Here is an 11,026-nt window from a genome sequence, read left to right on the forward strand (position 1 = left end):
TGCTATAGTGATTCGGGAGTAGTTAAAGTTTCCCATGAAATAATTTACCCTATTATTTGGCAGAATCAAAAATTTGTTTTGCTGTTAAATTCAATTCTGGAAATACTGCTGATTGTATACAGTCATTACCTCGAAATTGAAGAACCTGATACTCTCGATCGACTAAGGAGTACACAGAAATTGTAGGTTGTTTGGGATTTCCTATAAATCTCCTTCCGCCTAGTGCTGCATAGTCAACTATCCAATATTCTGGAATGCCCATCCATTCATATCTACCAAGTTTTATATAATAATCATCTTGCCAGTTGGTACTTACAACTTCAATAACTAGCGGGATTGATGCAACTTGACTCACTGTCGATTCTTTTTTCCATAAAGGTTCATTTACTAAATTAGGACGATTTAATAGTAATATATCTGGAGAGTAACCAGATTCGTTTTCTTCAGGTTTTATAAAGGCTGTTTTAGGTATAATGTAGGGCAGGTCTAGTCTGTCAAATTCAATAGTTAATTTTCGAGCTAAAAAACCTATAATTTCTTCGTGTGGACCGACTGGTGGTGTCATTTCAACTATTACTCCATCATGCAGTTCATAACGGCGATTAGAATTTTCTGGATACCAAGCTATAAATTCTTCAAAGGTTACTTGTTTGGGTATAGTCAAAGCCATTTTTTGAGTTCCTGTTTACTTGCTTACTATATTTTTTTAAGTGAGTCTATTTTACAAGTGTAAGATATAAGCTACATAACCGCTTTAACCATTATTAGTATAAAAGCACTACATAGTATCAAGATTGCGCGTTTGCGAAGCGCAAGCTGTACTCAGCCGAGCGCACAAACCTGTTAGCTGTTTTATAGCATTGACAGCGATTAAACCTCTTTTTATCTCATAGTAGGTTATGCAACTAATAAAAACTTCTTCTTCTAAACGAGTTATCTGCTTTATCTTTTGTTCTATGAGTTATCTGCTTTATCTTTTGTTCTATAGTTATATTTTTTTTTCAAAAGATAACTAACAATATTTGTATCCAGTAAATATGCCACTCTATTTATCTTCCTTCCACTGCTTCATCAAATATTTTTATTTGTTCTGGTGTTAAGTCATTGAGCGTTCCGGAAACAGCTTCTAGAGCCAGAAGCTTATCAATTCTACGTGCTAATTCAGCATTAGGGATGGCTCTAAATTCTTCAGGTGAAAAGTTACCAAAAAGGTTGACTAAGTCTTGAATTCTTTCTTGTTTTTTTAGGTTCACCATGTAAAAGCTATTGCCTTTAAATAAATTTTCTACAATTGGTAAGATGCGGTTTGTTAGTTCTTGAATATAATTAGATATTCCTTGCATGAATTTTACCTCTGTTTTTTCGAGTGAGCATTTGTCTATTTTAGTGGAATTTGCTTTCCCGATAATTTCGTTGATAGTTTCAACTGGACGCTCCTTCAACGAAGATACGCGCCTTGCGTGGGACGCTAGTAGCGCTCTGATATTACATATGGGGATTGAATCCTAACTGAAATAAGCAACTTATAGAAGATGGGGTTCAGCGATCCTTGGGGCGGCAACCCCGCGTAGGAGTGTGTCTCTACGCCCCGCGTCTCTCAGATTGCGTCTCCCCCTGCTACTTTGTGTTAGTGGTAGTCTTCAATTTCCATCAATACTTTTTATTACAATTGTGATACATATAGCGATCGCATCAGGTTTTACAAGCCCTAGCCTCTAGCCAATTCTTCTCGTAAAGACAAAGGTTCATACCCCAATGCAAAAGCTTTGGAACTATCCAAAGAAACATCGGAAGGTCTTGGGGCTGCCATTTTCACGTCTTGCTGTCGGCTAGCTTTAATCTGACTGCTTGGCAGTTGAAATACCTCTGCCATCACTAGACCGAAATCATATCGCGAAATTCGCTCTTTTCCTCCTAAATGAATATATCCCTGCACTTTATCTAATGCCAATAACAACCCTTTTGCCGCAGTTTTTGCACTGACTGGAGTCCGAAATTCATCTATAAACAAATTTAAATCTTTTCCTTCTTTAAGAGTTTGAATAAAGGGCTGTATAAAACTTGTGGCTGTGGGTGTCTCCATACCAAACATCAATGGCATTCGGCAAACAGCTGTCTTAGGATAACGCTCTAACATACCCTGCTCGGCCATCACTTTATGTTCTCCATAAATGTTGACAGGAGAGACAGAATCTGTTTCTCGATAAGGAGCGTTTAAACCATCAAAAACTAGGTCTGTTGAGGTAAAAACACAAGGAATAGAAGCATCCGCACAAAGCCCGGAAATATTGCATGAGGCTTCTACATTAATTGCATGGGATTCATGAGGATGAGTTTGGCAAAAATTTGGTTGAGACAGTGCTGCAGTATGAATCACTGCTGTTGGTTTGATATCGCTAAAAACCTGCTTCAGCTCCTGGAAATCTGTCAAGTTAACTTTTATTGTGGTTATACCTGGAATGTCTGCAAAGTGGGAAAAGCAGGTTCCGCAGACAACATATTCTTGCTTCGCTAACTGGCAAAGGTGCCAACCTAAAAAACCACTCGCCCCTGTAATTAACAATTTTTTCATATCATTGCTCGATCGCAAACCATAAAAATCATACCAATCTTACAAAACATTCTATATAGAGCAATCCTATTAGATATTTATGAAGTACGCACAGGCAAACCCTCGTCTGGAGAAGTGGTGTTGGGTATTGCTCACCCTAAAGTACTGAAAATTTTGACAAATGATTTAAGACTGCTATGCTTGGGGTAAACTCATGACACGCAAGGCTTTTTCAATCCAAAATCCAAAGTTCTATAAATTTGAATGAACCTCACTTAAATTTTTAGCAAAGTTCTTTTATAACGATTCCATAAAACTAATTTCCGATCTACCTTATGTTAAGTAGGTCAACCAAAACAAGTTCAACAACCATTAGACCCGGTATTGCGTACACCACCGGGTTTTTTTATTTATAGATTTTTAATGGGCGTCGGAATTATGCCCAACGCCCTACCTTTACACCACAACGGGTATCGCCTTAAATTCAAAAATCTTTTCAATCACATCTTCTACCACCTTATCCGGTGTAGAAGCACCAGAGGTAATTCCTACTACTATTTTCCCTTCAGGTAACCAATTTTCTGCGATCGCTAATTGCCCGTTGAGTTCTCTATGTTCTATTCTATTACCCGATAAAAGCCGTGCAACGCTGTCAATATGATATGAAACAATTCCTCTTTGAACGGCTATTTGTTGCAATTGTGTCGTATTGGATGAATTAAACCCACCAATCACTATCATTAAATCCAGTTTTTGTTCCACTAACTCCAACATTGCATCTTGGCGTTCTTGAGTAGCATCACAAATGGTATTGAAGCTTTGGAAGTGTCTGTCTAACTCAGCAGGTCCGTATTTTTTCATCATAGTCCGCTCAAACAGTTTTCCAATTTGCTCGGTTTCACTTTTGAGCATGGTAGTTTGGTTGGCAATACCCACCTGTTCTAAGTCTTTATCGGGGTCAAAACCCTGAGAACAAGCTTTATTGAATTTTGCTAAAAATTCCTCGCGGTTACCACCGTTGAGAATGTAGTTAGTCACATACTCAGCTTCCCCCATATTCAGCACTATCAAATATTTACCAGCAAAAGAACTGGTTGCAACTGTTTCTTCGTGCTTGTACTTACCGTGAATGATGGAAGTGTATTCGCCTTTTTTGTGCTTTTCAACAGTGTTCCAAACTTTAGACACCCAAGGACAAGTTGTATCGACTATTTTACAACCCTTATCGCTAAGAATTTGCATCTCTTGAACGCTTGCGCCAAAAGCGGGTAGGATGACAACATCGCCCGGTTCGACAACAGAAAAGTCTTTTTTAGTTCCCTCGACAGGAATAAATTCTACTTCCATCTCCTGCATGCGTTGGTTCACAGAAGGATTGTGAATAATCTCGTTTGTGATCCAAATGCGTTCGTTTGGGAAATGGGTGCGGGTTTCGTAAGCCATTGCTACAGCGCGTTCTACACCCCAACAAAAACCAAAAGCTTGAGCTAGGTGGATGGTAACATCTCCACGAGTTAGGGTGTAGTTACTGTTGCGAATTTCCTGAATCAAATGGCTTTGATACTCTGACTGTAACTGTGTGGCGACTTCTGCTTGGTGACCAAACCCTTTACGATGGTAATTTTCTGAATGTTGTAGAGAGCGTTTAAAAGCTTTGGTATCCATTGTTTTTCTTTTAAATTGTCATTTTTTATTTTCCCTTGCAAAGAGGTGAATTCAATAGGAGCTTACAAGGATTTTCAAAAGCTGATGCACAAAATATTATGTCAGCTTACCTGTTGAGCCATTTTGGGTGTTTGTTGTAATTTTATTTGACTATATAACTGTATAGCAGAACTCCAAACCAAATAACCTTCCTGACTTAGGTGTAACCCATCAGTACTGAGTTCGGGACGCAGATTGCCTTGGCTGTTAGCAAATAATGGATATAAATCCAAATACCTTACGCCTTCTTTTTTGGCTAAGTGTTCTAGTTGCTGATTCAACTGACGAATGCGACTGTTAGGAATCGCTAGCAGTTTTTCTTTGCCTTCCCAAGTCACTTGTTCGACTCCATGGGGCAAAATGGACTGGACTACAATTTGCGCTGTTGCATGGTTCTTTCGCAAGGAACGTACAATTTGTTGCTGATTCTCTAAAATTGTCTCATCACTGACCCCTCGAATGAGGTCATTAATACCAATCATGACAAAAATTGTCTCTGGATTGGTGGCATTGAATAAATCCAATCGATTTAATAATCCTGTGGTTTTTTCTCCAGAAATTCCCTGATTCAGCCAATTTCTGTCTTTGGGTAATAACTCGGAAGGAAACCACAGACTGAGAGAATCTCCCGCAAGTATTGTCAAACGTTGTGGGTTCTTTTGAGCAGCGACTTTGGCTTCTTGTTTGAGAACATCTACCCATTGCCAGTAACTGAGTTTGTGACGCGGTCCCAATTTAGGCACTGCGGGTGAGGTGGCTGCTTGAGCTTTGGATTGACTGTCTGGATCGAGCGTACTGGGGTTGGAGACGATCTTAAAAAACGCTGCCAATTCCTGCTGTCGGCCAATCAGCAGGGCGATCGCAAAGATTAAAATGCAATTGGTAGCTAGCGATAGATACGCCCAGGTAGGAAGATTTTTTGCACGAGTGTTCACGGCTAACTCTAAGAATGATGAATGATGAATGATGAATTATGAAATTTTTTACTTCATCATCCATCATTCATAATTCATAATCCATAATTTATCATCCTTTTTGAGAAATGTTAATTCGGTCTCCGAACTCTTCGTTGTAACCTTCTTCACCGTGTTCGTTAATATCCAAACCTTGGAATTCTTCTTCCTCTTTGACTCGCAAACCCACTGTGGCATCTAGAATTTTCAAAATAATCCAAGTGCCAACACCGGCAAAAACATATGCAACCACAATTGCTACTAGTTCTATCAGTAATTCTCCAGGATTCCCATACAATAAACCGTTTTTTCCTCCTGAGTTGACTGTTGTGGTTGCAAATACACCTGTCAAAATTGCTCCCACTGTCCCGCCGACTCCATGTACGGGATAGGTATCTAAAGCATCATCCACTTGAACTTTGTGCTTGAAGCTGATTGCATAAAAGCAGACAAAGGTGGTGATGCTACCAATTAAGATTGATGCTAGGGGTGTAACAAACCCTGCCGCTGGTGTGATACCTACCAATCCTGCAACTGCTCCTGTGGCTGCTCCAACTGCTGTTGGTTTACCACGCAAAGATTTTTCTAGAATCAACCAGGTTAAAGCGGCGGCGGCGGCGCTTGTATTGGTATTGACAAAAGCTGCTACTGCTAAATTATTTGCCTCTAAAGCACTACCTGCATTGAAGCCAAACCAACCAAACCACAACAAACCAGCACCTAACAGGATAAAGGGAACGTTGTGAGGGGGGCTCAGGCGATCCGGAAAAGTTTTCCGAGGTCCGAGGACAATCGCCGCAACGAGGGCAGAAATTCCAGAACTGATGTGTACAACTGTTCCACCTGCAAAGTCAAGAGCGCCTATACCACCCAATAACCCCAAGAACCCTCCTTTACCCCATACCATGTGGGCAAGGGGAGTGTAAATGAACGTTGACCACAACAAGACGAACAAAGAGTATGCCGTGAAGTTCATTCGCTCGGCGATCGCACCTGAAATCAACGCCGGGGTAATAATGGCAAACATGGCTTGGTAAATCATGAATGCTTGATGGGGTATTTTGGCTGCGTATTCGGTTGTCTCAAAACCTACCCCATTTAAACCCAGCCACTGGAACCCACCAATGAATTTTCCCAGGAAGGACCCATTAGGTGCAAAGGATAGGCTATATCCCCACAATATCCAGGTGACACCCACAATTCCCATGAGCACGAAGCTCATCATCAGCGTGTTGAGAACGTTGCGCGATCGCACAAATCCTCCATAAAAAAACGCAAGACCGGGCGTCATCAACAATACCAATGCTGCTGAAATCAGCATAAAAGCTGTAGACCCTGTATCGGCTGGAGGTGGAGTTGTCGTTCCTTGAGCAACGGCGTTAGCCATCAACGGTCCACCCAGAAATAGTAGGGTCATAACCCCAATCGTCATCACTTTTTTCAACACTTACTTTCGTTCCCGCGCACCAGTGATTTTTTTGTGTGAGTATATTTATTTCAGTAACTTTTGATACCTAAAACAGTAGCGAAAGTTACAAAATCTTGATATCTTAGCAAGATTTATAGATTTAATACTTCTTCTTGTAGTTGTCAAGTAGCCAAAGGTTATGAGATTATAGAAAGATTGCAAATTTTTGTTACTGAGTCACCTGAGTTAGACACAAAATTAAGTGTTTGGTATGACAAAACTTTGCTCATAATATAATCAAACATTTAGATAATAAAATCACTTTGGTCTGTTGTTTGGTGCAACGGATGAAGCAGTTGGACAATTTTCTCCACTAAATTCTCCGGTTCAAAAGGTTTGGACAGATGCATATTAAATCCAGCGGCGACAGCTTTTTGTTGGTTGATTTCTCCTGCATAAGCTGTGAGTGCGATCGCTCGAATCGTTCCGCCTTGTTGGGGAGACAACTTTCTAATATGTTGAATCAGGGAGTAGCCATCCATTTTTGGCATACCAATGTCACACAGTAGCAGATCCGGAACAAACCGATTCAAGAAATTTAATGCTTCTACAGCCGAAGCAACGGTCGTTACTCGTGCGCCCGATTGCGTCAAGATAAATTTTGCCAACTCTCGCATATCCGCATCATCATCCACTACCAGGATCTCAATACCAGTAAGGTGTGCTGTACTTCCTGACGGGTTCTCATCAGAAGATAACTCCTGCTCGATGGCGTTTAACGGTAGCCGAACAGCGAATGTTGCTCCTAAATTCTCACCCGGACTGGTTGCCCAAACAGTTCCTCCATGCAATTCCGTGAAATGACGAACAATCGCCAGCCCCAATCCCAACCCACCGAATTGTCTTGTTATAGTACTGTTTTCTTGGCGGAAGTACTCAAACACGTAGGGCAAAAACTCTGGAGTGATACCAATTCCCGTGTCTTTCACTTGAATTTGAGCATACATACCTACCTGTTCTAGATGCACCTCAACCCGTCCTCCAGAGGGTGTGAACTTTACAGCATTGGACAGGAGGTTCCAAAAAACCTGTTGCAGTCGATTCCGATCGCCTGAAACGGTTCCTAAAATGGGTTTAAGCGTAGTTTGGATGTGAATGTTCTTAGCTTCAGCAGCCAACCGTACCGTTTCTTTGGCTGCTTCGATTGTGGCTGCTAAATTGACGGGTGCGACATTTAACGCCATTTTTCCTTGTAGAATGCGCGAGACATCCAATAAGTCTTCAATCAATTGCGCTTGCAGCTTGGCGTTGCGTTCGATGGTTTCTAAGGCTTGCTCGGTTCTTGTGGCATCTAAGCGATGACTTCGCAGCATTTTTGTCCAACCCAAGATAGGATTGAGGGGCGATCGCAGTTCGTGAGACAATACCGCCAGAAACTCGTCTTTTACCCGGTTTGCCGACTCTGCTTTGTCACGAGCGAGTTGAGCGACTCGGTATAACTGGGTATTGTCGATCGCTAAGGAAGCACGGCGAGCTAGTTCTTCTGCCAATTGCAAATCGCGGGTATTGTATCTTCGCCCGGACTCGGAGCTTACAAAGGTAATAACGCCTAAAATGCGGTCTTGCGTTCGCAACGGTACTGTCATTGCCGAGCGGAATCCAACCTGACGCAAAATGTGCAAATGTTCTGGATCGCGGGCTGCTTGTACGAGCAACTCATCTGGTATATCCGGTAATATATCGGATTGTCCGGTTCGCAATGTCAGTGCAGTACCCCGAGGATCGTTGGGATTGAGGGGGTATTTTTGTCTGATTTCGTGCGCCCAGAGAAGTTTGGCAGGGTCGTTATGAGCGACGGCAATCTGCTCGATACAACCATTTTCTTCTACTATATGCACCGTACACCAATCTGCTAACTCAGGTACGGCAAGCTGTGCGACTCGCTCTAGGGTAGTTTGATAGTCGAGGGAAGAAGCTAGAACTGTACTTGCTTCTGAGAGAAAGCGTTGACCTTGCTCTAACCGGACTTGCTCTGTGATGTCTACGACATAAACTAAAACGTCTTCTACTTCATTGTTGGAGTTGATTGTTGGCAGATAGTAAACGTTGTGGTAACCGGGGGTGCGATCGCTGCGTCCGGGAACACTTACAGCAAAGTTTGGTGAGATAAAAGAGTTCCCTGTGGTGTAAATGTTGTAAAAGACTTCGACTAATTTTGGATCTGACTGACCAAAAAGTTCTGGAATGGAATGCCCTAAGTGTTGTTCGCGTGTGAGTCCGTTGATTTGAGCTAATGCTTCATTAATGGCAACAAATCGCTGCTGTGCGTCTAACAATCCAATTCCCACCGGAGAAGTTTCAAAAATGTTTGCCAGTTGACGCTGTGCTGCTTCGACTTGAGTACGGGCAATTCGCTCGCGTTCTAGCAATGTTTCGCGCTCGTGTTCGGTTTGCTTGCGTCCTGTGATGTCAATAACGGCTCCGATGGAATGTTTGGGATTGCCCTGAGAATCATAAGTACACTGTCCTCTTGCTTCTACCCAATGTACCGAGCCATCCAACCAAAGCAGGCGATATTCGTGGTGATATTCCTTCTGGTCGAGCATAGCTTGCTGAAGTTTCGCCTCAGTTTGTGCTAAATCATCTGGATGAACCCGGCTTGCCCAAACCTCATAACTGGGTTGGCATTCATTGGGTTGCAGCCCTAGCACCGTGAAATGCCCTTCCGACCAAAGCATTGCACCAGTTTGCACGTCCCAGTCCCAAGCTCCCATACGTCCAACTTTCAGTGCCAGTTGCAGGTGCGCCTCACTTTCTCGCAATTCCTTTTCTGCTCGCGATCGCTCTACAGCTAACCACGTTTGTTCGGCAATTTGCTCCATTAGTGCCACATCCTCCTCCGTCCACTGGCGGGGAGAAACATGATGCAACACAAATAGCGCTACAAAACGTCCTTGCTTTACCAAGGGAACACACAGAAGAGATTTCGTCTGAATTGCATCAAAAGCAGCCTCACCCGAACCGCACGTGCGCGGATCGACATCAACATCATCCACAACGATCGTTTTGCCCTGCTTGAGTTCAGCAATAATTTCAACACCGAAGGAATTCATGTGGTGATTGCCTACTACACTGATAACACCATTACAATAGTCACGATTGACAATGACGTATTCTTGTGTTGGGTCGATATCACCGTAGGTACAGCGTGTGACTTGGAAGTGCTTTCCTGTAGCACAAACGACCTGCCACATAATTTCCTTTGGGTCTTGGATGGTCCGAATCGCATCATTTAATTGGATCGAGAATTGCTGCTGTCTTAAAAGGCGTTCGCTCCGCGTGCGTAACATCTCGCGCTCTGCTTCAATTTGTTTGCGCTCTGTAATATCGACGGAAACGCCAATCATGCGAACTCCCCGTCCGGTCGCATCATGATAGACTTTTCCCTGGCTGTTAAGCCAGCGCACGACACCCTCTGGACTGATGGTGCGGTATTCTTGATTGTAGTAGGATGCTTCTCCAGCAAACGCTTGTTGGATTGCTTGTTTCATCCGGTCTCGGTCTTCTGGATGAATGACTGCAAAAAAATCTTCTTTTGTACCTTCTTGAATGCCCCAAATTTCACAAGCATTGGGAGTACATACCACTCGATTGGTTTTTAAATCCATGTCCCATCCAACCATCTTTGCTGCAGCCAGTGATAGCTGCAGGCGCTCTTCACTCTCTCGCAATGCCCGTTCAACATATTTGTAGTCAGTTACATCACGAGCAATGTTGAGGACTGTTTCCACAGAACCATCACTCGCAAATTCAGGGACGATACGCGATTGATACCATCGCATACCTTTTGGAGTTGGAAAACTGTATTCAATAATCTGTTCCTGACCTGTTGCAAAAACTTGCTGTAAACCGTCATTCCAAATACTACAGACGTTCCCTGGCATTCCTAGATCGGTATTGGTCTTACCAATAAAACGCTCTGATGGAATACCCGTTGCCAGTTTTATAGAAGGGCTAACATAGAGATGGCGAAACTTTCTATCAATTCGGCTGATAATATCTGGGGCGTTTTCCAGTAGTGCTGACAGATCTTGTTTCTCACGATCCAAGCGTGCGATCGCTTGCTGTTGCTCGATAATTTGTGATTCTAGCAAAGCGTTTTGAGCTTGTTTCGCCCCATCAACATTAACATTAGGATGCGGTTCACCTCCAAAGCTGCGGGCAATGCGTTCGATTGTTTCGGAACGGGAAAGCCCTCGCAACCGAGCCTCCTCATCAAGCAATCGCCATGCTGTACTGGTAAGAGACACGCTAACTCGTTGTTTCGTTTCTGAGCCCCAATTCCTAACAAATTTACCACTGGCGTCGCGCTTCATGAAGATTTACCCGTATACATACACGGTTTTTTTT

Annotated in this window: 7 protein-coding genes; all 7 read right to left on the minus strand. The window is 42.8% G+C overall.

Going from position 1 to position 11,026, the window contains the following annotated elements:
• Positions 1 to 52: 52 nt before the first annotated feature.
• Positions 53 to 670: a Uma2 family endonuclease gene (locus AB0756_RS17070; protein ID WP_038081463.1), complete on the minus strand. Its 618-nt coding sequence runs from the start codon at positions 668 to 670 to the stop codon at positions 53 to 55.
• A 379-nt stretch (positions 671 to 1,049) separates the two neighbouring features.
• Entirely contained in the window at positions 1,050 to 1,343 is a 294-nt protein-coding gene (locus AB0756_RS17075; protein WP_038081512.1) for a hypothetical protein, read from the minus strand.
• A gap of 365 nt (positions 1,344 to 1,708) precedes the next feature.
• Positions 1,709 to 2,572 carry an SDR family oxidoreductase gene (locus AB0756_RS17080; protein WP_038081464.1) on the minus strand — a complete coding sequence of 288 codons (864 nt, stop codon included), beginning with the start codon at positions 2,570 to 2,572 and terminating at the stop codon, positions 1,709 to 1,711.
• Positions 2,573 to 3,007: 435 nt separating this feature from the next.
• Entirely contained in the window at positions 3,008 to 4,216 is a 1,209-nt protein-coding gene (locus AB0756_RS17085) for a 4-hydroxy-3-methylbut-2-enyl diphosphate reductase (protein WP_038081465.1), read from the minus strand.
• A gap of 101 nt (positions 4,217 to 4,317) precedes the next feature.
• Positions 4,318 to 5,190 (minus strand): SGNH/GDSL hydrolase family protein, encoded by an 873-nt coding sequence (locus AB0756_RS17090; protein ID WP_038081467.1) that lies wholly within the window; start codon positions 5,188 to 5,190, stop codon positions 4,318 to 4,320.
• Positions 5,191 to 5,281: 91 nt separating this feature from the next.
• Complete coding sequence (locus AB0756_RS17095; protein WP_272899751.1) at positions 5,282 to 6,640, minus strand: ammonium transporter; 1,359 nt, start codon at positions 6,638 to 6,640, stop codon at positions 5,282 to 5,284.
• Between the two features lie 281 nt (positions 6,641 to 6,921).
• Positions 6,922 to 10,992, minus strand: a complete 4,071-nt coding sequence (locus AB0756_RS17100; RefSeq protein WP_038081472.1) for a PAS domain S-box protein — start codon at positions 10,990 to 10,992, stop codon at positions 6,922 to 6,924.
• Positions 10,993 to 11,026 lie beyond the last annotated feature (34 nt).

The sequence above is a fragment of the Tolypothrix campylonemoides VB511288_2 genome (genome assembly GCF_045999855.1).
Classification (GTDB): Bacteria; Cyanobacteriota; Cyanobacteriia; order Cyanobacteriales; family Nostocaceae; genus Scytonema; species Scytonema bouteillei_A.

Excerpts from the sequence above, each read along its gene's own strand:
- AB0756_RS17070 (WP_038081463.1), bottom strand. The coding sequence starts at position 670 with ATGGCTTTGACTATACCCAAACAAGTAACCTTTGAAGAATTTATAGCT.
- AB0756_RS17075 (WP_038081512.1), bottom strand. The coding sequence starts at position 1,343 with ATGCAAGGAATATCTAATTATATTCAAGAACTAACAAACCGCATCTTA.
- AB0756_RS17080 (WP_038081464.1), bottom strand. The coding sequence starts at position 2,572 with ATGAAAAAATTGTTAATTACAGGGGCGAGTGGTTTTTTAGGTTGGCAC.
- AB0756_RS17085 (WP_038081465.1), bottom strand. The coding sequence starts at position 4,216 with ATGGATACCAAAGCTTTTAAACGCTCTCTACAACATTCAGAAAATTAC.
- AB0756_RS17095 (WP_272899751.1), bottom strand. The coding sequence starts at position 6,640 with ATGACGATTGGGGTTATGACCCTACTATTTCTGGGTGGACCGTTGATG.
- AB0756_RS17100 (WP_038081472.1), bottom strand. The coding sequence starts at position 10,992 with ATGAAGCGCGACGCCAGTGGTAAATTTGTTAGGAATTGGGGCTCAGAA.